Raw genomic sequence first — 22,077 nt, forward strand, 5'->3', positions numbered from 1 at the left:
CTCTTAACATCGGCGAAAGCCAGGTTCCGAAAGGGAAAACCTGGTATTGGGCCGGGGTGAGCCAGCCGGGGCGTAATCTGCTGGGCAGTTTCGTCGGACGCGACGACGGCGGCGGCGGTTCCGATAGGCCGCGGGAGACCGGCGACTTTCGCCGCCCCGACTGGCAGGGGGCGGTCCAGGTCGAACATGGTCTCGACAAGCGCACGTCGATTGGCGTGCTCGCGACCATGCTGCTCGCCGATAATGAACGGTTGACCTTCGTCGAAGGCTCGGTGCGCCGCTCAGTTGGATCTGCGCTATTGGAGGCCGCCGTGGCGCGCGACAGCAAGGGCGGTATCGCCGCGCGCGCCCAGGCGGTGGCGCGCCTCGGCGGCGTCAACCTCAGCGCCGACGCGCTGATGGCGAACAATTTCACTCTCAACGGCCGCCGTGAGGCTCGTTACCGTGACGCACGCGTGTCGCTTGACGCTCCCTTGCGCGTTGGGCACCAACGCCTGGCGGCGCACGCCGACATGCGGATGGTCGACCGCAGCGTTGATGACCGCACGCTCAACGCGGCTGCCCGACTGTCGACAAACTTCAATGGCTTCAACTTGACCAGCCTGGTAAATTGGCAGCACCGCCTCGGCCGCAACGTTTCGCCACAACCAGACCGGATCGATGTCGGGCTGATCGGTACCGGGCGGATCGGCGACGTGCGCCTGCGCGGGGAGGCCGTCTGGGACGTGCGTCCCGATCGCCGGTTCCGCAACGCCGAACTATCCGCTTATTGGTCCGCTTCGGACCGTGCCGATTGGGAGGGGACAATCGCCTACGATGCCGCCGAGCGTCGCGGTCGCGCGCGAGTGTCGCATATCCACCGCTTCAATTCGCTCGCGGCGGCGGCGTCGATTGAGGGCGGCACCGACGGCAGCTTCGCCGCCGGCCTCAACCTTGCCTTTTCGCTCGACTCTTCACGAGGCGGGATCAATTTGACCAGCCAGCGACAGGCCTCGAGCGGCGCGGTTGAGGCGCGCATCTACCGAGACCTCAACGACAATGGGGCCCATGACCCGTCCGAGCCGTGGGAGCCTGGGGCCACTATCACCACCGGCCAGCGCGTATCGGACGCGGTCACCGACAAGCAAGGGATGATTCGGGTCGGCGGCCTGCAGCCCTATTTGCCGATCGCGGTCGGCATCGACACATCGACGCTGAGCGACCCGAGCCTGACTCCGCGCAAGGCATTGCAGGTCGTCGTCCCCCGGCCCGGGATCGCTGCCAAAGTTGACATTGGGTTGGTCGGTGCGGGCGCCATCGAAGGTGCGCTGGTCCGTGGCGACGGCCGTGCTTTCGAAGGGCTCGACATCGAGCTGGTCGATGCGACCGGTAAGACTGTCGCCACCACGCGCACGGATTACGATGGCTTCTTCCTGTTCGAGCGCGTTGCTTATGGCCGCTACACGCTCCGCCTCAGCACCGACTCGGCCCAGGCCGTGGCCAGCATCGCGGCGATCGGCGGTCCGATCGAAATCAGTTCGGTCCATAGTATCTCTCGCCTGGGCGCGATCCGGGTCGCGAAGGCCGCGCAGATCGCGGCCGTTGGCTCGTCGGTAGCTGGCGCCGAACGTTAACCATAAGTCGTCTCGCACGACTTTCAGGGCCGCCCGAAGGCAAAATTATCCGGGAGATTTGGTGCGGTCGAGAAGACTCGAACTTCCACGGGCTTTCGCCCACAACGACCTCAACGTTGCGCGTCTACCAGTTCCGCCACGACCGCACTTTTGAAAAGGCAGCGCACCGCGTGCGGCCGCTGCCCCAGGTAGGGCGCGGCCTCTAGCAAAGCATGGTCACGCTGGCAACGGCCAAGGGTCGCACCAGGCGACCGGTCCATTTCGGGACAATCCTTAACAAGCCGGTAACCATTTCAGCCGGAATGGTTTAAGCCATGTTGATGACCGGCCCACTTTTGTTGCTCGCAATCATTACTGCGCCGGTCGACAGGGCGGGGACAGCGCTCAATGTCTCGCCGGCTTTCATTCCCATTAGCGGGGCCTCGGCCCGAGCGACGGCCAGCGTGCGCGTCATAAGCGGGTTCGCATATGGCCCGGGCCGCTCGACTTCGGCAGCAGGTGCTATGCACCGCGCAAGCAGCATCACCGACGCCGAAGGCACCAAGCGCTCTGCTCAACTCATTGAATTCCAATAGTTTCTAGCTGTTTCCACCAAGTGTAACGGTCAATTCGTCGCCGCCCTTGGGGACATCGATCTCGGCGCTGTTGAAGCTAGCGCTACTGCGCGGAGCAAGGATCCGAGCGGGCGACGCGATGATCCAGCGATGGATGATCGCGCGGCTCACTTTGTTACGGAGCTCGGCATGGATTGGCGGTACATTCTGCTGTTGGTCGGTCGGGTTGATCACCCGCCCGCTGATCGCCACCAGTTCGTTGCCGCTTTCGAGCGGCTGGCGGTCGCTGGTGGTGATCATGAGCTGCAACGGCGTCGCCCCGGCCTCGGCGATGCCGGCACGCGCCTTCCACTCGGCCGGCGCCAAATACCAGAAGGCGGCAGCCGCAACGACGATCAGAAGCACTAGGCCCAGCAGCAGCGGCCAGGCGCGGCGGCGAGGGCGTTCGTCGTCGTACCGGCCGACATAGCCGACGAAGCCCGAATCAGGTTCCTGAAACGCGGTTTCAGTCTCGACGGGGTCGACCGGGCGGTAGGACGCGACGTTCACCGGCTCTCCGTCCGGTCCCGGTTCGATATCGCTATACTCGGCGTCTTCGACCAACGGCTCGGCATAGTCAGTGATCATTGCTCCGGCTTCGGCTTCCGCCGGCACTTGGGCGACATGCTCCTCGCCCGGCGCATCGGGATCGGGCTCTGGCGGCCCGCCAAGGTCGGCGCCGCCCGGCACCTCAGCAAGCTCGAGCGTTTCGGGATCCTGGTGCCAACTGTGTTTGCACGACGCGCAGCGCACCTGTCGTCCGGCGGGCGGAATGGCGCCGTCCTTCACCACATATTTGGTGTCGCAGGCGGGACAGGTCAGGATCATGCGCGCGGGCCTTCCGGGGAATTAACTTGGATAAACAGCAATGCTCCCGCCTTGGCAAGGCGGCGCAAGCCGTGCCACATCGGGGCTGCGGGGAAGGGAGCGGCCTGTTGGCGGAGACGATCGTCGAATTCGACCGTGTGGGTCTTCGCTACGGCACCGGTAGCGAAGTGCTGCACGACCTCGAATTCCGGCTGGGAGCCGGTGGATTCTACTTTCTTACGGGGCCGTCGGGCGCGGGAAAGACCTCGCTGCTCAAATTGCTTTATCTTGCCCAACGGCCGACGCGCGGGCGGATGCGGCTGTTTGGCGAGGAGCTGGGTGACGCGCCGCGCGAGGCGCTGCCGCCGTTTCGGCGCCGGATTGGGGTGGTGTTTCAGGATTTTCGCCTGATCCGGCACTTGTCGGCGTTCGACAATGTCGCCTTGCCCCTGCGAATTGCCGGGGCAAGCGAGGAGGAGGTCGAGGGGCCGGTGCGAGAAATGCTCGCTTGGGTCGGGCTGTCGGACCGAGCCAGCGCCCGGCCCCCGACGCTTTCCGGTGGGGAGCAGCAGCGGGTAGCGATCGCCCGCGCGGTAATCGCCCGGCCCGAGCTGGTCATCGCCGACGAGCCGACCGGCAATGTCGACGCGGCGATGGCCGAGCGCATCCTTCATTTGCTGACGGCCATGAACCGGCTGGGCACGACGGTGATTGTCGCGACCCATGATCTCGGGCTGATCGCGGCGACTCCCGGCGCACAGCTGATTCGCCTTGAAAACGGCAATCTGGTCGATCCGACTGGAGCGCTCAAGAATCCGCCCCGCGCCGCGGGGTCGCGGCCATGAGCCTGTTGTTCGCCTCTCCGCCCGAGCAAAGGCTGATCCCGACCGGCGGCGTTCGCGGGCCGGTGCCGGTGCTAATTGCGATCATGATGTTCACCATGGTCGTGATCAGCGCGGCGGGACTGGCGCTCGGCAATATGGGCTCCTTGGTCAAGACCGGGGTCGAGCATCGCTATTCGATCCAGATCGCCGATGGCGCGACCAGGGCGCCCGCCGCCATGGCCGCGGCGCGCTCGGCGGCAGGAGTGGCGCGGGTCACGCAAGTGCCGCCCGCAGACCTCCGCCGGACGATCGAACGCTGGCTGGGCCCAGCCGGAGCCGAGGCCGATCTGCCGCTTCCGGCGATTATCGACGTCGATTTGGTGCCAGGCGCCAATCCGACCGCATTGCGGCGCGCGATCGAAACGGTTCCCGGGGCCCGGCTGACCGCCCATCGCGACAGTCTCGCGCCGCTGCTGGGCGCGCTCAGCGGAATGATGTTGCTCGCCTTCACCTTGGTCGGCCTGATCGCGATGGCGACCGCTGCCGCGGTGGTGCTGGCGGCGCGCGGCGCGCTCGACACGCATCGCGGAACGATCGAGGTGATGCACGGCATCGGCGCGACCGACGAACAGGTGGCCCGGCTGTTCCAGCGTCAGATCGCGATCGACGCGCTGATCGGCGGGCTGATTGGTGCGACGGCGGCGGGAGCGGTGCTTACGGCGGCGCTGGGCGGCGCTAGCGTAGCGGCGATGACTGGCGGAACGCCGCCGCTTGGGCTGGGCGATCTTTTCATCCTCGCCGCACTGCCGTTCGCCGGCGCGCTTCTGGCGACGCTGGTTGCCAGGCGTGCGGTGCTTGGGGCACTGCGCGAGCGCCTATGATCGCCAGATTCTTGTCCTTCGTCGCCATCCTTTATGCGCTCGGCTTCGCGCTGTTCGCGGTGACGCTTGGTACCCCCGCCCCGCTCGATGCCGGCGCGACCGACGCGATCGTCGCCATTACCGGCGGCCAGGGACGGATCGAGCATGCCGCCAAGCTATTGGCTGACGGCAAGGGCAAAAGGCTGCTGATCGCCGGGGCCGACCCCTCGGTGCGCAAGGAAGATCTGGTCCGCCGGATCGGCGGGCGGAAAAATCTGTTCGACTGCTGCGTCGACCTTGGCTCGGAATCGGTCGACACCCGCTCCAACGCCGAAGAAGCCATGCGCTGGCTGCAGCGGCGGCACTATAGCAGCATTCGCCTGGTCACCAGCGACTGGCACATGCGGCGCGCCGCCTATGAATTCAATCGGCAGTTGGACGGGATCCGCATCGTTCCCGACGCGGTACGGACCGAGCCGGCGTTCATGACCCTGTTTGCCGAATATAATAAATATCTGCTGCGGCGATTGAGTGTGTGGCTCGACATTTGATGGCGCTCATTCGCTCGATCCTGTTCACGCTGCTGTTCTACTCGGGAACCCTTTTCTACGTGCTGGTAGTGATCGCCGTTGCGCCGATCGGCACGGCCCCGGTCCGGACGGTCGTTCACGCCTGGTCGGCGTATCACCATTGGCTGGTGCGCCATATCCTTGGTATTCGTATTGTCTGGGACGGCGCCATCCCTGACGGCCCCTTCCTCATCGCCGTCAAGCATAGTTCGATGATGGAGGCGGTCGACACACTCCATTTCGCCGACAAGCCGGTGGTGGTGATGAAGCGCGAGCTAACCGCCATTCCGTTGTTCGGATGGGTGACGCGGCGCTACGGGGCGATTGGGGTCGACCGGGACGCGGGGGCGAGCGCCCTGCGCGTCATGATGGCCGAGGCCAAGGCTGCCGTCGCCGGCGGCCGCCCCGTGATTATCTTCCCCGAGGGCACGCGCGTGCCATTTGGCCAGAAGCCGGCCATCAAGCCCGGGTTCGCCGGACTCTACCGCGCGATCGGCCTGCCGGTGGTGCCGGTCGCCCATGACGTCGGCAAGCTATGGCACAAGGGCTTCGTCAAGCGCTCGGGAACGGCCCATTTCAAGGTTGGCGAAACCATTCCCGCGGGCCTCAAGCGCGCCGACATCGAGGCGCGGGTGCATACCGCGATCAACGCCCTCAACCCCTGAGGCTCGCACCCAGTTTCTCGGCGGCCGCGACGATCTGTGCCGACAGCTCGCCAATCTCCGCATCGGTAAAGCTTTTCTCGCCCGGCTGCATCGTGACTTCGACGGCCAGGCTGAGCGCCTCGCCGTCGGGGCGGTAACGGTCGAAGATTCGCGCGGCGATGATCGCCGTCTCATCGACCCCCCGTATCGCACGGACCAGCGTGTCGGCGGCCAGCGTATCGGGCACGACGAACGCAAAGTCGCGTGCCACGGGCTGGAGCAGTGCGGGGGCGTAAGCGGGGCGAGCGCGCGCGCCGAGGCGGGCAGGAGGTATGGCGTCGAGAAAGAGCTCGGCCACCACCGTTCCCGCCGGCGCGTCGAGCGCCTTCGCGATACGCGGGTGAAGTTCTCCAAATGCAGCGAGGATCGTCTTGGCTCCGAGCCCGAGCTTGGCCGAGCGGCCGGGATGCCAGGTCGGCCCCGCGTCCATCAGCAACTGCAGATTTGCAATTGGCGCCCCCGCGGCGTCGAGCAAGGCGAGCACCTCGGCCTTGGCATCGAACGCGCTGAAGCCCTGCCCCTTGCCCGACTGCCAGTGGCGCGGATTGCGCTCGCCGGCCAGCAACAGGCCGACGGTCGGGCGCTCGCCCTCGGCCAGGTAACGGCGGCCGACCTCGAACAGGCGGATGGTGATTGCGCCGCGATCGGCGTTGCGCCGCGCGGCGGCGATCAGGCCGGGCAGCATCGACGGCCGCATCGCCTTCATCTCCTCGCTGATCGGGTTGGCGAGCATGTGGGGGGCGCCGCCGAAGTGCGCCGCTTCGTCCTCGCCGATAAAACTCCAAGTGACCGCCTCGTCCAGTCCGCGCGCGACCGCCGCGCGGCGAATGCGCCGCTCGACCTTCTGGGATCGCGTCGCGGTGGGCTTGGCCACTCCATTCGCGCGCGATAATGGCGTCGAAGGAATCGCATCATAGCCGACGATACGCGTGACTTCCTCGACCAGGTCAGCAGGTCCGTCGATGTCGCGCCGCCACGACGGGGCGACCACCTCTCCTCCGTCGACGATAAAACCGAGCCGTTCGAGAATCGCCGTCTGTTCCGCTGCCGGTACATCGATTCCGCCCAACGCCAGCGTCCGCGCCGGATTGAAGGCTACGCGCTTGGCCCCGACCGGCGGCTCGCCGGCGCGGGTCACCCGGCTCGCTTCGCCGCCGCAAATGTCGAGAATCAGGCCCGTCAGCACCGCAAGCCCATCGTCCAGGAAGGTGGGATCGACACCGCGCTCGAAGCGGCTGCGCGCGTCGCTCGTCAGTCCGAGCTTCTGGCCGGTCCGGGCAATCCGTTCGGGCGTGAAATAGGCAACTTCGAGCAGCACCTCGGTCGTCGCCGGCGACATGCCCGAATGCTCGCCGCCCATGATCCCGCCAATGTCGTGGACGCCGTTGTCGTCGGCGATCACCGTCATCTCCGACGTCAGCGAATATTGCTTCCCGTTGAGCGCAACGACGGTCTCGCCGTCGTAGGCGCGGCGCCCGACGACCGCGCCCGACAGCGCCTTGACGTCATAAGCATGGCTCGGCCGGCCAAGATCGAACATGACATAGTTGGTGATGTCGATCAGCGCCGAGATCGGCCGCTGACCCGCCGCCTTCAACCGCCGCTGCATCCACTCGGGCGACGCGCCATTGGTCAGACCGCGCACGGTGCGACCGTGAAAAGCCGGGCAGCCGTCGGGATCCTCAATGCGGATCTCGACCGGGTTGTCGAAACTGCCCTCGATGTTCGGCACGTCGAGCGGCTTCAGTGTGCCCAGCCCTGTGGCGGCGAGATCGCGGGCGATGCCACGCACGCCCATGCAATCCTGGCGGTTCGGAGTGACCGCGACGTCGAAAACCGCGTCGTCCAGACCGGCATATTCGGCAAAGCTGGATCCGACCGGCGCCTCGGATGGAAGCTCGACAATCCCGTCATGGTCGTCGCCCAACTCGAGCTCGCGCGAGGAACACATCATACCGTTTGATTCGACGCCACGGATCGTCGCTTTTTTGAGCGTAATTTCGCTGCCGGGCACATAGGTTCCCGGGCCACCAAACACCCCGACTAGGCCGGCGCGGGCGTTAGGCGCGCCGCAGACGACCTGCAACGGCTCGCCGTCACCGGTGTCGACGGTCAGCACCTGAAGCTTGTCCGCCTGCGGATGGCGCTCGGCGGTCAGCACCCTGGCGATCTTGAACGGCTTAAGCGCATCGGCCGGATTGGCGACGCCTTCTACCTCCAGGCCGATGCGGGTCAGCGCTTCGGCGATGGTCCCCGCGTCGGCATCGGTGTCGAGGTGGGCTTTGAGCCAGCCAAGCGAGAACTTCATGCACCCACTCCCCCGCTGAGCGTCGGCACGTCGAGAAAGCTGAAGCCGTAATGCTTGAGCCAGCGCAAGTCGCCGTCGAAGAAGGCGCGGAGATCGTCCATGCCATATTTGAGCATCGCCAGCCGGTCGACGCCGGTGCCGAAGGCGAAGCCCTGCCACTCGTCCGGGTCGAGGCCGCACGCCGCCATCACGCGCGGATGGACCATGCCGCTGCCCAGCACTTCCATCCAGCCCTCCGAGCCGCCCACGACGCGGCGGCCTTTCTCGATCGACCAGCCGACATCGACCTCGGCCGACGGCTCGGTGAACGGGAAATAGCTGGGGCGCAGCCGCAGCACCACGTCGTCGCGCTCGAAGAACGCTTTGAGGAAGGTCTCAAGCGTCCATTTGAGATGGCCCATATGGATGCCCTTGTCGATCACCAGTCCCTCGATCTGGTGAAACATGGGCGTATGAGTGGCGTCGCTGTCGCTGCGATAGACCCGCCCCGGGGCGATGATCCGAATCGGCGGCGGTTCGGACTGCATCGTCCGGATCTGCACCGGCGAGGTGTGGGTGCGCAGGACCATCGGCCGTTCATGCTCGCCGGCTATGTAGAACGTATCCATCATCGCCCGCGCCGGGTGGGTCTCGGGTATGTTGAGCGCGGTGAAATTGCGCCAATCGTCCTCGATCTCAGGACCTTCGGCGACGGCAAAACCCAAATCGGCGAAAATCTCGGTCAGCTCGTCCATCACCTGACTGACCGGGTGAACCGATCCTCGCGGCGCCACCGCCGCGGGTAGCGACAGGTCGACCCGCTCGGTCGCCAGCCGCCGGTCGAGCTCCGTATTCTCTAGTACAGATTTCCGTTTGGCGATTGCCGCCGTCACGCCTTCGCGCAGCGTATTCAGCCGCGGCCCCTCGACTCGTCGCTCTTCAGGCGTCATCCCGCCCAATGTCTTGAGCAACTGCGTCACCACCCCCAACTTGCCGATGGCGGCCACCCGCACGGCGTCGAGCGCGGCGAGGTCGGCGGCGGAGGCAATGTCCGCTTCGAAACGCGATTGCAGCGGATGGACGGTCACGGCTTTTCCTTGGGGCCTTGGTGGGTGCGGGCTAAAGCAGGAATAAGGGGGCGAAGGCAAGGAGGCGCGATCTGGCCGGCGATTGGCCCCAATTCGACCAGGCCCGCGATTCGTCGACCTTCGCTCTGCTTTAACTCGCAACTCGCAAGATGCTCATCGCGCGCTCAATTCGGGCGCAAGACGTTCTTGGCCAACATCAAGGGTTGGACCGCGCCGACTTGATCGACCGACACAAAAAAGGGCGCCGAAGTCGATCCGGGCGCCCTTTTTTGTTCGCTCAAGCCGCTTTACGCAGCCTTGGCTTCCTTGGCGCCTTCCTTCGGAAGAGCCGCCTTCGCCTGCGCGATGATCGCGCTGAACGCCTCGCCCTCGTGCATGGCGATGTCGGCCAGGACCTTTCGGTCGAGGTCGATGTGCGCCAGTTTCAGCGCGTGCATGAAGGTGCCGTAGGTTAGCCCTTCCGCACGCACCGCTGCGTTGATGCGCTGGATCCACAAGGCGCGGAAGCTGCGCTTCTTTACCTTGCGATCGCGATAGGCGTATTGCCCGGCCTTCTCGACGGCCTGGCGGGCGATGCGGATGGTGTTCTTGCGGCGGCCGTAATAGCCCTTCGCATTCTCCAAGATCCGCTTGTGTTTTGCGCGGGTGGTTACACCCCGTTTGATGCGTGCCATGTTCCGCTAGCTCCTAATTGAGGCCGTATGGCGCCCAAAGCTTAACCCGAGGCGTGTCGGCCCCGGACAAGACTTCGGTGCCGCGGTTCTGGCGGATATATTTGCTGTTGTGGCTGATCAGCCGGTGGCGCTTGCCGGCAACGCCGTGCTTCAGCTTGCCGGTCGCCGTGAGCTTGAAGCGCTTCTTGACGCCGCTCTTGGTCTTGAGTTTGGGCATTTTCGTCTCCTTCATGCGTGTCCTTCGACACGCGACGTTTTCAACCCGCCACGGCAGCCCTACTGGCCGGACCGGTTGTTTTTCCACCAATTGCGGAAGGCGGCGCCTATAAGCGGCGAGTCCCTTCTTGGCAAGGAGAGTCGATATGGACGCAAGCGATCAAGGCCCGACCGGCGGCGTCACCGCCCATCTAACCATCGGCAACGGCCAGGCGGCCGATGCGATCGACTTCTATTCCCGGGCGTTTGGCGCCAGTGAAATCGGCCGTCACATGGCCGACGACGGAAGGCGCATCATGCACGCGCACCTGAAGCTCAATGGCGGTTCGCTGATGCTCAACGACGAATTTCCCGAATTTATGAGCGCACCGGCGACGCCTCCGGGCAGCATCGTCCTCCATCTCCAGGTGCCCGATGCCGACGCCGCTTGGGAAAGAGCGGTCGGCGCCAACGCCGAAGTGATGTTCCCGATGGCCGACCAATTCTGGGGCGACCGCTATGGGCAGGTGAAGGACCCGTTCGGCTTCACCTGGTCAATCGGCGCTCCGAGCGTGAACGCTTAGGCTCTTTCGACCGTCAGAAATCCACCGGGAGCGGGTTTGAGAAGCTCGTCGCTTTGCTCGCGGGGATCGAACCAGCGCCCCCACTCGCTTGGATCGAGCAGGACGATCTGGCGCTGATGATAGGGCGCCACGTCGGGCCCCGGGCTGGTCGTGAGCATAGTGAAGGCTTCGCCGACCGGCGTTGAGCGAGCGATGCCGGCGATGACGATCAAGCCTTGGGTGGCGGATGAAAAAAGCCAGCGATCCTTGCGCTTCTGCTTGGGATCGGCCGGCGTCGTATGCTCATAGAAGCCGTCGGCAACAATCATGCAGCGCCCGTTCGGGAAATTCCTCCCTTCCGACCGAAAATTATAGACCGGCTTGCCATTGGTCGCTGGCCAGCTCCAGCGACGCTCGATCAGTTCGAAGCTCGATTGTGTAGCGCGGACGATCGGGGCGCGGTCGGTGATGCGGATGTCGCGCGGCTCGAAGTTGGGGATGCCTTCGGGGAAAGTCAGCTGGTGGCCGAGCTCGGCAAAGATGCGATGGATTTCGTCGGCGCTTTTGTAGAGGCGGTAGAGGTTGCACATTGCCCTCGGCGCCGCCTAGTCAAACAGACTCGACACGCTGCTCTCGTCGGCAATTCGGTGGATCGCCTCGCCAAACAGCGGGGCGATGGTCAGGCGGCGGATCTTGGCCGATTCGTCCATGTCTTCATGGTAGATGGTGTCGGTCACCATCAGCTCAGTCAGCACACTTGCCGCGACCCGCGCCACCGCCGCGCCTGACAGTACGCCATGGCTGCAATAGGCGATGACCTCGGTCGCACCCTGGTCCTTGAGCGCAGCCGCGGCGTTGCACAAAGTCCCTGCCGAATCGACGATATCGTCGACCAGCACGCAGCAATGGCCCTCGACATCGCCGATGATGTTCATCACTTCGGATTCGCCGGCCCGCTCGCGGCGCTTATCGACGATTGCCAGCGGAGCATTGTCGAGCCGCTTGGCAAGGCCCCGCGCGCGCACCACCCCGCCGACGTCGGGAGACACGACCATCAACTTCTTGTCCGAATAGCGCGCCTGTATATCCGCCGCCATGACCGGAGCTGCCCACAGATTGTCGGTCGGGATATCGAAGAATCCCTGGATCTGCCCGGCATGCAAATCCATCGTCAGCACCCGGTCGGCGCCGGCGGTGGTAATGATGTTGGCAACCAGTTTGGCGGAAATCGGGGTGCGAGGCCCGGGTTTGCGGTCCTGCCGCGCATAGCCGAAATAGGGGATGACCGCGGTAATCCGCTTGGCCGAAGCGCGCTTCAGCGCGTCCATGCAGATTAGCAGTTCCATCAAATTGTCGTTGGTCGGGAAACTGGTCGACTGGATGACGAACACATCTTCGCCGCGAACGTTCTCATGGACTTCGACGAACACTTCCTCGTCGGCGAAACGGCGCACGCTGGCGCCGGTCAGCGGCAGGTCGAGATAATCGGCGATCGCCTGGGCCAGCGGCAGGTTCGAATTCCCGGCGAGCAGCTTCATCCCACGATCCCGTCTGGTGGCCCCTGATCGCCCCTCTGGCAGGAGCAGCCCGGCAGGGCAAGGTTGCGAAGGGCGGGGGGATCGCTACATCGGCCGGCGTGACCGATCGCCTTCGCATCGCCTTGTGCCAGATGAATCAGCGCGTCGGCGATCTTGCCGCCAACGCCGCCGCGATACTTGAGTGGCGGGCCCGAGCTGCGGCCCAAGGCGCCGAGCTGGTGATGGTCCCGGAACTGCAACTGACCGGCTACCCGCCCGAGGACCTGGTGCTCAAGCCCGATTTCGTTCGCCGGACGATGGAGGCAGCCGAGCGCCTGGTCGACGCCACGGCCGACGGCGGCCCCGCGCTGCTGTTTGGATCGATCCATGCCGAGGCGGGATCGAATTACAATGTTTTCATCCTGGCGGAGGGCGGTAAGCTCGTTGGCCGAACGCTCAAGCGCGAGTTGCCCAACTACGGCACCTTCGACGAGAAGCGTGTCTTCGCCGCGGGCCCACTACCGACGCCTTTCAGCTTCAAGGACGTGCGCATCGGCGTTCCGATCTGCGAAGACATCTGGCTCGAAAGCGTCTGCGCCGGGCTTGCAAAGGCGGGTGCCGACCTGCTGCTGGTGCCCAATGCCAGCCCCTACGAACTCGACAAGGACGAGATGCGCCAGAAACTGGCGCGGGCCCGCGCGGTCGAGACCGGCCTGCCGCTAGCCTACCTCAATCGCGTCGGCGGACAGGACGAATTGGCGTTCGACGGGTCGAGCTTCGTTGTCAATGACGATGGCGAGATCGCGGTTCAGCTGCCCGACTGGGAAGAGTCGATGGCGCTGACCGATTGGTTGCGAACTCCCAACGGATGGCGCTGCGAGCCGGGCGAATGCGCGCGCCTCTCGGCTTACCCCGAAGATATCTACCGCGCGATGATGATGGGGCTTAGCGACTATGTCGGCCGCAACGGCTTTCCCGGCGTGATCTTGGGCCTGTCAGGCGGAATCGACAGCGCGCTGTCGGCCGCGGTGGCGGTCGATGCGCTTGGTGCCGACAAGGTGCGGTGCGTGATGCTGCCGTCCAAATACACGTCGGACGAAAGCTTGGAGGACGCCGCCGAATGCGCGCGCCTTCTCGGCGTTCGTCATGACGTCATGCCAATCGTTCCCGGTGTCGAAGCGCTCGACCGAATGCTGCCAGGCTTCGACGGCCTGGCCGCCGAAAACATACAGTCGCGCATCCGCATGGTCCTGCTGATGGCGCTGTCCAACAAGCACGGCCCGATGTTGTTGACCACCGGGAACAAGAGCGAAATGAGCGTCGGCTACGCGACGCTCTATGGCGACATGGCGGGCGGCTATTCGGTCCTGAAGGACGCCTACAAGACGACCTGCTTCGCGCTGTCGCGCTGGCGCAACGAGCATCGACCTCAAGGCGCGCGAGGTCCAAAGGTGGCAGTGATGCCGCAACGGGTGATCGACAAGCCGCCGACGGCGGAGCTTCGCCCCAATCAGAAGGATGAGGACAGCCTGCCGCCCTACGCGATGCTCGACCGCATTCTGGAAGCATTGGTCGAACAGGAGTTGTCGGTAAGCGAGGCCGCCGCCGCGACCGGTGCCGATCCTGCGCTGATCGCCGACATTGAAAAAAAACTGCTCCGCGCCGAATATAAGCGACGCCAGGCTCCACCGGGGGTGAAGATCGGCAGTCGCAATTTCGGCCGTGACCGCCGTTACCCGATCACCAATGCCTTCCACACCAGCTGACGAGGATTCCCTATGTTCCGCACCGTCCTGATTGCCGCGTTGCTGTTCGCCGCGGGCTGCAGCCAGCAAGACAAATCTGGCGATGCCGTTTCGAACGAGGTTGCGATCGAACCTTCGTCGCATGCGACGCGGGCCGCGGTGCCGAGCGTGGAAGGTAGCTGGCGAGTGACGATGATCACGGGAGAGTCCGCGGGAGGAAGACTGACGGCAGCGATCGGGGGCGGAAAGGCCAGCCTCTCGAGCGGCTGCCTGCGCCGCGCCTGGACCTACACCCAAAGCCGCAATTTGGTCGGGTTCACTGCGTCGCCGGGCCAAAGCACCAACTGCGGCCGGACGCCGAGCGCGGCGGAAGAAACTGCCTTTGGCGCGCTCGGCGACGCGAACACGGCGATCTTCGGCAAGGACGGAAATGACGTCACCCTGTCGGGGCCGGGCGGGACGCTGACCCTCGAGCGCCGCTAGCCTTTGCGGCGCGGCCGATGGTAGGGCTCGGCCGATGACCGTCGTCACCCGCTTCGCGCCTTCGCCCACCGGCCAGCTTCATGTCGGCAATATCCGCACGGCTCTTCACAACGCGCTGTTCGCGCGGCAGGAGGGGGGGCGCTTCCTGCTGCGGATCGACGACACCGACCTCGAGCGCAGCCGCGAGGAGTTCGTCGAGGCGATCCATGCGGACCTCGACTGGCTCGGGCTCCATCCCGATGCGGTCATTCGTCAGTCCGAGCGCTTTGCCCTCTACGAACGCGAGTTCGAGCGGCTGCAAGCGGCGGGCCGAGTCTATGCCTGTTATGAAACGCCCGAGGAGCTCGACCTTCGCCGCAAGGTGTTGCTCGGCCGTGGGCTGCCGCCCGTCTATGAACGCAAGCCGGAGGGCGAGCCCGCGCCTGAAGGTGTCGCGCCGCACTGGCGGTTCAGGCTCGACCATGGCGCGCCGATCGAATGGAACGACCTCATTCGCGGCCACCAGAAATTCGATCCTGCGCTGATCAGCGATCCCGTTGTCCGCCGCGCCGACGGCAGCTGGCTCTATCTTTTGCCCAGCGTCATCGACGACATCGATGTGGCGGTCACGCACATCGTCCGTGGCGAGGATCATGTCACCAACAGCGCGGTGCAAATTCAGATGTTCGATGCGCTCGGCGCAGCCCCGCCGCATTTCGCCCATCAAGCGCTGCTGGTCGCCGGCGGTTCGGAAGGGGCTGGCGGCAAGCTTTCGAAACGGCTCGGCTCGACCGGCGTCGATGCCTTGCGCGCGGGCGGGATCGAGGCGATGGCGCTGTTGTCGCTCTTGGCGCGCCTCGGCACGTCGCAGCCGGTCGAGGCCCGAGCCTCTTTCGCCGATCTGGCGGCCGGTTTCGATTTTTCGATTTTCGGCCGCGCGCCTGCTCATTTCGATCTAGCCGAGGTCGAGCAGCTGAGCGCGCGCCTGCTTCACCACCTCGACTATGCCGACGTTGCCGATCGCTTGCCCGATGCGATCGGCGAGGCCGAATGGCAGGCATTGCGCGGCAACCTTGCCCATCTCGGCGAAGCGGCGGCGTGGGTCCCCATCCTTCACGGCGAGATCGCCCCGCCCGAAGTCGTGCCAGACGACAAGGAGTTCCTCGGACGAGCGAGCCAGGCCGCGGCCCGGCTCGATTGGGCCGACGAACCATGGCGGGCGCTGACCGATGCGCTCAAGGCCGCGACCGGGCGCAAGGGCCGGGCGCTGTTTCATCCGTTGCGCGTTGCGCTGACGGGCCGCGACTCGGGACCGGAGATGGCGCTGCTCATCCGACTGATCGGCAAGCAGCGCACGGTCGAACGCCTGTTCCAGGCTTCGCGCTAAGGGAAAGGCACCGCCGTACCATTCCCGCTTGCCAAATGTATTATGTTATGATGTAACATCGCTAGTGTCACGACAGGAGGCTCGTCATGCTTGCATATGCCACCGACACCCGCCCCGCCCGCGCAAAGTCGCCCCGGCTCCTCGTCTTCGTCATCCTCGGCCACCTCGCCGCCGTCGGCGCCCTGCTGACGACCAAGATGGTCCTAGAAGGGCCGGTGATCTCGGACCCGATCGACGTCATCAATATCGACACCCCCAAGCCTCCTCCTCCCCCGCCGCCCGATCCCAGGCCGACGGCCAAGCCGCCGGCCGAGCCCAGCGTGACCCGGGCCGATCCAACCGTGAAAATACCCACTTGGGATCCGCCTATCTCGTTCGACCCGGTCATCAAGGAGCCGGCGTTGCCGACCGGCACCGGAAACGGCAATATCACCGCGATTGATCCGCCTAAGCCCGTGCCCGTCCGCGTCGCTGCCCGCTTCGCCACGCCAGATGCCCTGCTGCGCCCGCCCTACCCGGTGTCGAAAATCCGCAGCGAGGAAGAGGCCTCGCTTCGCCTCAAACTGTCGATCGATGCGCAGGGACGGGTGGTCGCGGTCGATCCGGTCGGCGCCGCCGATCCGATCTTCCTCGCGGCGGCACGACGTCATTTGCTTAGGGCCTGGCGCTACAAACCGGCGATGGATGACGGGGTCGCGGTTCCGTCGAGCGTGGTCATCACCCTGAGCTTCAAGCTCGACAACGCCTGAAGTGTCCCTGGCGCGGGGCTGGCGAACGAGCCAGCCTCGCCCTAAATAGGCGGCGATGGCCATTCTTCCCCCCTCGGTCGGCCCGCGCGCCGCGCTCGCCGATCTGTTCGCCTTCATGCGCCAGCGCAGCCGCGAGCAGGTGCTCGGCCTGATCATGGCGGTCCTGGTGACGACCATCATCCTGATCATTTTCATCGTCGACGCGAAGGTCAATACGGCGCCTCCGCCGCGCGTGGTCTATATCGAAAGTTATGGGCCTGACCGGACCGATGCCGACATCATCGCCGACCAGAAGGAGGCGTCGGAAAGGAAGCACCAGGCCGCGGAAGCCAAAAAGGCCGAGTTCCGCAAACTGGAAAAGCAGCTCGGACTGTGAGCGCCAAGGCCGGCGGCCCCGACCGGCACTGGATGGCCGAAGCGGTCCGGCTCGGCGGAAGTGTGCGCGGCCGCACCGCTCCCAATCCTAACGTCGGCTGCGTGATCGTGTCGGGCGGGAGGATCGTCGGCCAAGGCGCAACCGCGCCCGGCGGAAGGCCCCATGCGGAAGCCGTTGCGCTGGAGGCTGCGGGTGAAGCCGCACGCGGCGCTACCCTCTACGCCACGCTCGAACCCTGCGCGCATCCAAGCGACCGCGGCCCGACTTGCGCTGAACTGATCCCCGAGGCTGGCGTCACTCGCGTCGTGATCGGCCTGCGCGATCCCGACCCGCGCACCGCCGGTGAGGGGATCGCCATGCTGCGCGATGCCGGGATCGCGATCGATGTCCTCGACGAACCCGCCGCCCGCGCCAGCATGTCGGGCTATCTCATGCGCCTCACCGACGGCCGCCCGCGCATCACGCTCAAGCTGGCCCTGTCGATCGACGGCAAGATTGCCCTTCCCTCGGGCGAATCCAGGTGGATCACCGGTGAGGATGCTCGCGCCCACGTCCATCTGGAGCGCGCCCATAGCGACATGATCCTGGTCGGCCGCGGCACCTATCTGGCGGATTCGCCCAAGCTCGATGTTCGCCTTCCGGGCCTCGAAGACTGGTCTCCGCGCCGTGCGCTGCTGACTCGCGGTGAGGCGGTCGAAGGGTGGGAAAAACTGTCGTCACCGCAGGATGTCTACCGGCTTCATGACGTCAACGACCTGCTGGTCGAGGGCGGGTCGGCCACTGCCACCGCCTTCCTTGCCGCCGATCTGGTCGACCGCATTCTCATCTATCGCGCCCCGATCCTGGTCGGCGAGGGGAGAAACAGCATCGGCTATATCGGCCTCGACTTGATCGCCGACGCCCACGGCCGCTGGCGCGCATCCGACGCCGCCCACCTTGGCATCGACCGGCTCGAAGTTTACGAGCGCGTGCGGAGCGAGAGCGGGGACGAAGCCTAATGTTTACCGGGATCATCACCGATATCGGCACCGTTCGCTCCGCCGAGCAACGCGGGGACCTGCGCCTCGTCATCGGCTCGGCTTATGACATGGCGACGGTCGACCTTGGGGCTTCGATCGCCTGCTCGGGCGCCTGCCTGACGGTGGTCGACAAGGGAGCTGACTGGTTCGCAGTCGACCTCAGCAGCGAAAGCATCGCGCGCACCGCGCCCGGCCTGTGGGCGCCGGGCAGCCGCCTCAATCTCGAACGAGCGCTGCGCGTCGGCGACGAGCTTGGCGGCCATATCGTCACCGGCCATGTCGACACGGTCGCGACCGTCGCTTCGGCGATCGAGGTCGGCGGAAGCTGGGCGTTGGCGATTGACGCCCCCCGCGCGTTCGGCGGAGCAATCGCCCCGAAGGGGTCGATCACGCTCGATGGCGTTTCGCTGACCGTCAACACCGTTGAGGACAAGCACGACGTGACCCGCTTCACCGTCAACATCATCCCCCACACCGCCGATCACACCACATTGGGAGTCCTCACTGCCGGGCGCGGTCTGAACCTCGAAATCGACGTGCTCGCGCGCTATCTGCAGCGCATGGCCGACGCGCGAATGTGAAAACCTTTGCTCGAATATCACATTCCCGTGTGATATCGGGAAGTATGTCCGCCAATCTCATCGACCGAATCACATTGCTGGTGGAAACCGGCGAGGCCAGCCGCAGCGGCCTAGCCCGCGCTGCCGGCCTCCACCCCAACAGCTTGCGCAAGCTTGGCGCCTCCGACTGGAACCCCACCGCGGACACGCTCGGGCGGCTCGAGAAATTGCTCGACGGTGGGGTGCAAGAGCTGCTGGTCGGCACGCAGGCGATCATCGACGAGGCGCGCAACGGGCGGATGTTCATCCTGGTCGACGACGACGACCGCGAGAATGAGGGCGACCTCATCATCCCGGCCCAGATGGCGACCCCCGACGCGATCAACTTCATGGCCCGTCATGGCCGCGGCCTGATCTGCCTCGCGCTCGGCAAGGATCGGGTCGACCAGCTCGGCCTGCAGCCGATGGCGCTGATCAACGGCACCCAGCTGGAAACCGCTTTCACCGTCTCGATCGAGGCGCGCCAAGGGGTCACCACAGGTATTTCCGCCGCCGACCGCGCACGAACCATATCGGTGGCGATCGATGCCTCGAATGGGCCTGAGGCGATCGTCTCGCCAGGCCATATTTTCCCCTTGGCGGCGCGCCCCGGCGGGGTACTGGTCCGGGCCGGCCATACCGAGGCGGCGGTCGATGTCGCGCGGCTCGCCGGCCTCAACCCTTCGGGCGTGATCTGCGAGATCATGCGGGAGGACGGCACCATGGCCCGGCTCGACGATCTGATGGAGTTCGCGCGTGCCCACAGCCTCAAGATCGGCACCATCCGCGATCTCATCGCCTACCGCCTCAAGAAAGATCATATGGTCGAGCGCGTTGCCGAAACGCGATTTGTAGCGCGGTCGGGCGCAACCTGGACCGCACAGGTGTTCCGCGACAGTGCGAGCGGCGAGGAGCAGCTGGCGCTGGTTCATGGCGCGATCGATCCGTCGCGGCCGACGCTGGTCAGGATGCATTCGATCGATCTCTTCGCCGACCTGCTCGGTGAAGCCAGCCCGCGCGCTGGGCTGCTCGACGGGGCGATGGCGATGATCGAGGCCGAGGGCGCAGGGGTGATCGTCGCGCTTCACGCTGCCGCGCCCGGTTCGCTGAGCCGCGCCACCGATCTCCGCTCGGGCAAGGGCGGCGAGGCGACGGCGGCGCTGCGCGGATACGGCATCGGCGCGCAGATTCTCGCCGCGCTCGGCATCCACGACATGATCCTGCTGTCCAACACTCGCCACGCCCCAGTTGGCCTCAGCGCCTATGGTCTCGCAATTGTCGAGGAACGCTGCATCGCCAGTTGTGAGGATTGAGGATGGCCCACCTCCTCATCGTCGAAGCGCGCTTCTATGCTCATTTGAATGACATGCTGCTCGCCGGCGCTCGCCGCGCGATCGAGGCCGCAGGGCACAGTCATGAGACGATCACGGTCCCCGGCGCGCTCGAATTGCCCGGCGCGATCGCGCTCGCGGCAGACAGCGGGCGGTTCGAGGCCTTTGTCGCGCTCGGCGTCGTAATTCGCGGTGAGACCTGGCATTTCGAAATCGTCGCCGGCGAAAGCGCGCGCGGATTGATGGCGCTCACTCTGGACGGAATCCCCGTCGGAAACGGCATTTTGACGGTCCAGAACGAAGCTCAGGCGATCGTTCGCGCGGACCCTGCGCAAAATGACAAGGGCGGTGGCGCGGCCGAGGCAGCGCTGGCGCTGCTTGCGCTCAAATCGACCTTCAGCTGAGGCTCAACCACACTTCGTTGCGCCTTAATGGGCCCGGGATTATCGGCGAATTGTAGAAGGCATATTCGGGCTCGGCCTCGCTCGCTTCGCCGCGCCGGGCGAGCCAGCCGCGCAGCCGATCCTCCTGCGCCGCCAGTTCGCGGTCGTCGGGCCTTCCCGAGAAACTCACGATGGCCACCTTGCGCGGCGCCAGCTCGACCAAATCGATGCCGTCGGGCGGCTCGGGCAGATCGTCGGTCGTCCGGCCCGCGGTCATCACGAACCGTGTCCGCCAACCGCCTTCCAGATCGTCATCGAACAGCGGCGGGTCGCTCGCCATCGGGCTGCCGCCATCCTGCATCACCGGCACCGTCATCGGCAACTCCTCGCCGTCGCGAGACTTGGCGAAAATATAGTCGGCGAGCAGGCGAAAACCGTCTGCCAGTGCCCGCTTGCGCGGCCCCTCGACGACCGTTTCGGCGACTGTCATCGCCGGATAATCGCGGATCTGGTAATCGCCGTCGCTGATTAGCGCGCGATAGTCGGGCTCCTCGGTCTGTTTCTCGCGGAAATAATAAACCGCGGCGCCGCCGATCAGCGCCGCGCCGAGCGCAGCCCCTGCGAATATTTCCTTGCGCATGCCCGTCCTCCATCCTTGCTGAAAGACGAACTGGTCAGGCGGCTTCCTGTTCCTTCATTGGCGGATAGTCGGTGCGGGCAGCGCGGTCGCGGGTCAGCGGAGCCCTAAAGACGCCTTGGGAACCTTGAGAGCCCCTATCTCGACCAGGCCCAACAGTCTCGCCATAAGACATTTTTTCAAACGGGCAGGAATGTAAGTTAGTGGCACATCGCGCTCTGCCAACCCCGCATCGTTGGGCGTTCGTCGCGCTGTTGGTCGGCAATGTCGCGCTCGCCTGCGGCCCGTTCCTCGTCCGCCATTCGGGGGTCGGGCCGGTGTCGGCGGGCTTCTGGCGCTTGGCCTTGGCGCTGCCTTTCCTGCTGATCATCGCGCGCATGGCGGGGCAGCCGCTGTACTGGCCCCGCCGCGCGCTGACCATCGCCATCGCATTTGCCGCCTTCTTCTTCGCCGCCGATCTCGCTGCCTGGCACGCCGGCATCTTGTTGACCAAGCTCGGCAACGCGACCCTATTCGGCAATTTGTCGAGCTTTCTGTTCGCTGCCTGGGGCCTATGGCTGGCGCGCCGCTGGCCATCGGCGGTGCAATCGACGGCGCTGGCCCTGGCCGCGCTTGGCTGCGCGCTGTTGATGTGGGGCAGCGCCGAATTGTCGGCGGCACATCTGCGCGGCGACCTGCTCGCCGCCTTCGCCGGGCTGCTCTACACGGGCTATCTGATCCTCGTCGAACGCACGCGCGGAGAGGTCCAGCCGCTCCCCCTCCTCGTCCTCGCCACAATGTTCGGCGCGGCGATGATCCTGCCGCTGGCGCTCGCTACCGGCGAGACGGTCGTCCCGGTCGACTGGAGCAGCGTGTTCGCCCTGGCACTGTGCAGCCAGGTAATCGGACAGGGTCTGCTGGTCTATGCGCTCGGTCATGTCCCGCCGCTGGTGGTAGGCGTGGCCATGCTGACCCAGCCGGCGCTGTCGGCTTTGCTCGGTTATCTCTATTATGGCGAGACGCTGACCGCGCTCGACGGCTTGGGCGCGGCGATGATCGTGATCGCTCTGATTCTCGTCCGCTTGCGCCAGCGCGGCGAGGCGCCCAAATGACACC

The 22,077-nt window shown here is 65.5% G+C and carries 24 protein-coding genes and 1 tRNA gene; 16 read left to right on the forward strand and 9 right to left on the reverse strand.

The window, feature by feature from the left end:
• Positions 1–1,613: collagen binding domain-containing protein (locus tag H0W65_RS05100; protein ID WP_294004725.1), on the forward strand; the 1,613-nt coding region annotated here is incomplete at its 5' end.
• Between the two features lie 59 nt (positions 1,614–1,672).
• On the opposite strand, the gene H0W65_RS05105 is transcribed toward H0W65_RS05100, so the two are convergent.
• Positions 1,673–1,759, reverse strand: a tRNA-Leu gene (locus tag H0W65_RS05105).
• A gap of 432 nt (positions 1,760–2,191) precedes the next feature.
• Entirely contained in the window at positions 2,192–3,034 is an 843-nt protein-coding gene (locus tag H0W65_RS05110; RefSeq protein WP_294004728.1) for a zinc-ribbon domain-containing protein, read from the reverse strand.
• Positions 3,035–3,141: 107 nt separating this feature from the next.
• Here H0W65_RS05110 and ftsE point away from each other — a divergent pair, with 107 nt between their 5' ends.
• The 4 genes from ftsE to H0W65_RS05130 are packed head-to-tail and all read left to right on the forward strand — an operon-like array spanning position 3,142 to position 5,931.
• Complete coding sequence (gene ftsE / locus H0W65_RS05115) at positions 3,142–3,858, forward strand: cell division ATP-binding protein FtsE (RefSeq protein ID WP_294004731.1); 717 nt, start codon at positions 3,142–3,144, stop codon at positions 3,856–3,858.
• Positions 3,855–4,718, forward strand: coding sequence for a cell division protein (locus H0W65_RS05120; RefSeq protein ID WP_294004734.1), 864 nt, complete (start codon positions 3,855–3,857; stop codon positions 4,716–4,718). Before ftsE ends, H0W65_RS05120 begins: the two co-directional genes overlap by 4 nt.
• Entirely contained in the window at positions 4,715–5,248 is a 534-nt protein-coding gene (locus H0W65_RS05125; RefSeq protein WP_294004737.1) for a YdcF family protein, read from the forward strand. Before H0W65_RS05120 ends, H0W65_RS05125 begins: the two co-directional genes overlap by 4 nt.
• The gene (locus H0W65_RS05130) at positions 5,248–5,931 is read left to right on the forward strand and encodes a 1-acyl-sn-glycerol-3-phosphate acyltransferase (RefSeq protein ID WP_294004740.1); all 684 of its coding nucleotides are present in this window, start codon (positions 5,248–5,250) and stop codon (positions 5,929–5,931) included. The genes H0W65_RS05125 and H0W65_RS05130 overlap by 1 nt, the downstream gene beginning before the upstream one ends.
• Here the strand turns inward: H0W65_RS05130 and pheT are convergent.
• The 4 genes from pheT to rpmI form a co-directional block, all read right to left on the reverse strand.
• Positions 5,921–8,278 (reverse strand): phenylalanine--tRNA ligase subunit beta, encoded by a 2,358-nt coding sequence (gene pheT, locus H0W65_RS05135; RefSeq protein WP_294004743.1) that lies wholly within the window; start codon positions 8,276–8,278, stop codon positions 5,921–5,923. The genes H0W65_RS05130 and pheT overlap by 11 nt on opposite strands.
• Positions 8,275–9,345, reverse strand: coding sequence for a phenylalanine--tRNA ligase subunit alpha (gene pheS, locus H0W65_RS05140; RefSeq protein ID WP_294004746.1), 1,071 nt, complete (start codon positions 9,343–9,345; stop codon positions 8,275–8,277). The genes pheT and pheS overlap by 4 nt, the downstream gene beginning before the upstream one ends.
• A 287-nt stretch (positions 9,346–9,632) precedes the next feature.
• On the reverse strand, positions 9,633–10,019 hold the full coding sequence (gene rplT, locus H0W65_RS05145; RefSeq protein WP_294004749.1) for a 50S ribosomal protein L20: 387 nt from the start codon (positions 10,017–10,019) through the stop codon (positions 9,633–9,635).
• 13 nt (positions 10,020–10,032) lie between these two features.
• Positions 10,033–10,236 (reverse strand): 50S ribosomal protein L35, encoded by a 204-nt coding sequence (gene rpmI / locus H0W65_RS05150; RefSeq protein ID WP_235067439.1) that lies wholly within the window; start codon positions 10,234–10,236, stop codon positions 10,033–10,035.
• A 145-nt stretch (positions 10,237–10,381) separates the two neighbouring features.
• Here rpmI and H0W65_RS05155 point away from each other — a divergent pair, with 145 nt between their 5' ends.
• The gene (locus H0W65_RS05155) at positions 10,382–10,798 is read left to right on the forward strand and encodes a VOC family protein (protein ID WP_294004759.1); all 417 of its coding nucleotides are present in this window, start codon (positions 10,382–10,384) and stop codon (positions 10,796–10,798) included.
• On the opposite strand, the gene H0W65_RS05160 is transcribed toward H0W65_RS05155, so the two are convergent.
• Both H0W65_RS05160 and H0W65_RS05165 read right to left on the reverse strand, forming a co-directional pair.
• Positions 10,795–11,367 (reverse strand): SOS response-associated peptidase family protein, encoded by a 573-nt coding sequence (locus H0W65_RS05160; protein ID WP_294004762.1) that lies wholly within the window; start codon positions 11,365–11,367, stop codon positions 10,795–10,797. The genes H0W65_RS05155 and H0W65_RS05160 overlap by 4 nt on opposite strands.
• 15 nt (positions 11,368–11,382) lie before the next feature.
• Entirely contained in the window at positions 11,383–12,315 is a 933-nt protein-coding gene (locus H0W65_RS05165) for a ribose-phosphate pyrophosphokinase (protein WP_294004765.1), read from the reverse strand.
• A 98-nt stretch (positions 12,316–12,413) separates the two neighbouring features.
• Here H0W65_RS05165 and H0W65_RS05170 point away from each other — a divergent pair, with 98 nt between their 5' ends.
• The 9 genes from H0W65_RS05170 (at position 12,414) to ribH (ending at position 20,366) form a co-directional block, all read left to right on the forward strand.
• Positions 12,414–14,060: an NAD+ synthase gene (locus H0W65_RS05170; RefSeq protein ID WP_294004768.1), complete on the forward strand. Its 1,647-nt coding sequence runs from the start codon at positions 12,414–12,416 to the stop codon at positions 14,058–14,060.
• Positions 14,061–14,072: 12 nt separating this feature from the next.
• On the forward strand, positions 14,073–14,522 hold the full coding sequence (locus H0W65_RS05175; protein ID WP_294004771.1) for a hypothetical protein: 450 nt from the start codon (positions 14,073–14,075) through the stop codon (positions 14,520–14,522).
• A gap of 34 nt (positions 14,523–14,556) precedes the next feature.
• Positions 14,557–15,888 carry a glutamate--tRNA ligase gene (locus tag H0W65_RS05180; protein ID WP_294004773.1) on the forward strand — a complete coding sequence of 444 codons (1,332 nt, stop codon included), beginning with the start codon at positions 14,557–14,559 and terminating at the stop codon, positions 15,886–15,888.
• A gap of 86 nt (positions 15,889–15,974) precedes the next feature.
• Positions 15,975–16,637 (forward strand): energy transducer TonB, encoded by a 663-nt coding sequence (locus tag H0W65_RS05185; RefSeq protein WP_294004775.1) that lies wholly within the window; start codon positions 15,975–15,977, stop codon positions 16,635–16,637.
• Positions 16,638–16,692: 55 nt separating this feature from the next.
• Complete coding sequence (locus H0W65_RS05190) at positions 16,693–17,013, forward strand: hypothetical protein (protein WP_294004778.1); 321 nt, start codon at positions 16,693–16,695, stop codon at positions 17,011–17,013.
• A gap of 32 nt (positions 17,014–17,045) precedes the next feature.
• Positions 17,046–18,011, forward strand: a complete 966-nt coding sequence (ribD, locus tag H0W65_RS05195) for a bifunctional diaminohydroxyphosphoribosylaminopyrimidine deaminase/5-amino-6-(5-phosphoribosylamino)uracil reductase RibD (protein ID WP_294004843.1) — start codon at positions 17,046–17,048, stop codon at positions 18,009–18,011.
• A complete protein-coding gene (locus H0W65_RS05200; RefSeq protein ID WP_294004781.1) occupies positions 18,011–18,613 on the forward strand; it encodes a riboflavin synthase in 603 nt (200 codons plus the stop codon). The genes ribD and H0W65_RS05200 overlap by 1 nt, the downstream gene beginning before the upstream one ends.
• A gap of 44 nt (positions 18,614–18,657) precedes the next feature.
• On the forward strand, positions 18,658–19,944 hold the full coding sequence (ribB, locus tag H0W65_RS05205) for a 3,4-dihydroxy-2-butanone-4-phosphate synthase (protein ID WP_294004784.1): 1,287 nt from the start codon (positions 18,658–18,660) through the stop codon (positions 19,942–19,944).
• A 2-nt stretch (positions 19,945–19,946) separates the two neighbouring features.
• A complete protein-coding gene (gene ribH / locus H0W65_RS05210) occupies positions 19,947–20,366 on the forward strand; it encodes a 6,7-dimethyl-8-ribityllumazine synthase (protein WP_294004787.1) in 420 nt (139 codons plus the stop codon).
• On the opposite strand, the gene H0W65_RS05215 is transcribed toward ribH, so the two are convergent.
• Positions 20,359–20,985 carry a heme-binding protein gene (locus tag H0W65_RS05215; RefSeq protein WP_294004790.1) on the reverse strand — a complete coding sequence of 209 codons (627 nt, stop codon included), beginning with the start codon at positions 20,983–20,985 and terminating at the stop codon, positions 20,359–20,361. The two genes, ribH and H0W65_RS05215, sit on opposite strands and share 8 nt — an antisense overlap.
• Before the next feature lie 200 nt (positions 20,986–21,185).
• Here H0W65_RS05215 and H0W65_RS05220 point away from each other — a divergent pair, with 200 nt between their 5' ends.
• Positions 21,186–22,073: a DMT family transporter gene (locus tag H0W65_RS05220; RefSeq protein ID WP_294004793.1), complete on the forward strand. Its 888-nt coding sequence runs from the start codon at positions 21,186–21,188 to the stop codon at positions 22,071–22,073.
• The last annotated feature ends 4 nt before the right edge of the window (positions 22,074–22,077 follow it).

The organism is Sphingomonas sp., assembly GCF_013816785.1.
GTDB lineage: Bacteria > Pseudomonadota > Alphaproteobacteria > Sphingomonadales > Sphingomonadaceae > Sphingomicrobium.

Bases quoted from the DNA above. Each gene is read 5' to 3' on its own strand.
- ribD (WP_294004843.1), top strand. From the start codon at position 17,046: ATGGCCGAAGCGGTCCGGCTCGGCGGAAGTGTGCGCGGCCGCACCGCT.
- H0W65_RS05110 (WP_294004728.1), bottom strand. From the start codon at position 3,034: ATGATCCTGACCTGTCCCGCCTGCGACACCAAATATGTGGTGAAGGAC.
- H0W65_RS05190 (WP_294004778.1), top strand. From the start codon at position 16,693: ATGGCCATTCTTCCCCCCTCGGTCGGCCCGCGCGCCGCGCTCGCCGAT.
- H0W65_RS05215 (WP_294004790.1), bottom strand. From the start codon at position 20,985: ATGCGCAAGGAAATATTCGCAGGGGCTGCGCTCGGCGCGGCGCTGATC.
- H0W65_RS05130 (WP_294004740.1), top strand. From the start codon at position 5,248: ATGGCGCTCATTCGCTCGATCCTGTTCACGCTGCTGTTCTACTCGGGA.
- H0W65_RS05175 (WP_294004771.1), top strand. From the start codon at position 14,073: ATGTTCCGCACCGTCCTGATTGCCGCGTTGCTGTTCGCCGCGGGCTGC.
- H0W65_RS05160 (WP_294004762.1), bottom strand. From the start codon at position 11,367: ATGTGCAACCTCTACCGCCTCTACAAAAGCGCCGACGAAATCCATCGC.
- pheT (WP_294004743.1), bottom strand. From the start codon at position 8,278: ATGAAGTTCTCGCTTGGCTGGCTCAAAGCCCACCTCGACACCGATGCC.
- H0W65_RS05155 (WP_294004759.1), top strand. From the start codon at position 10,382: ATGGACGCAAGCGATCAAGGCCCGACCGGCGGCGTCACCGCCCATCTA.
- rpmI (WP_235067439.1), bottom strand. From the start codon at position 10,236: ATGCCCAAACTCAAGACCAAGAGCGGCGTCAAGAAGCGCTTCAAGCTC.
- H0W65_RS05200 (WP_294004781.1), top strand. From the start codon at position 18,011: ATGTTTACCGGGATCATCACCGATATCGGCACCGTTCGCTCCGCCGAG.
- H0W65_RS05185 (WP_294004775.1), top strand. From the start codon at position 15,975: ATGCTTGCATATGCCACCGACACCCGCCCCGCCCGCGCAAAGTCGCCC.
- ribB (WP_294004784.1), top strand. From the start codon at position 18,658: ATGTCCGCCAATCTCATCGACCGAATCACATTGCTGGTGGAAACCGGC.
- ribH (WP_294004787.1), top strand. From the start codon at position 19,947: ATGGCCCACCTCCTCATCGTCGAAGCGCGCTTCTATGCTCATTTGAAT.
- H0W65_RS05165 (WP_294004765.1), bottom strand. From the start codon at position 12,315: ATGAAGCTGCTCGCCGGGAATTCGAACCTGCCGCTGGCCCAGGCGATC.
- H0W65_RS05180 (WP_294004773.1), top strand. From the start codon at position 14,557: ATGACCGTCGTCACCCGCTTCGCGCCTTCGCCCACCGGCCAGCTTCAT.
- rplT (WP_294004749.1), bottom strand. From the start codon at position 10,019: ATGGCACGCATCAAACGGGGTGTAACCACCCGCGCAAAACACAAGCGG.
- H0W65_RS05125 (WP_294004737.1), top strand. From the start codon at position 4,715: ATGATCGCCAGATTCTTGTCCTTCGTCGCCATCCTTTATGCGCTCGGC.
- H0W65_RS05120 (WP_294004734.1), top strand. From the start codon at position 3,855: ATGAGCCTGTTGTTCGCCTCTCCGCCCGAGCAAAGGCTGATCCCGACC.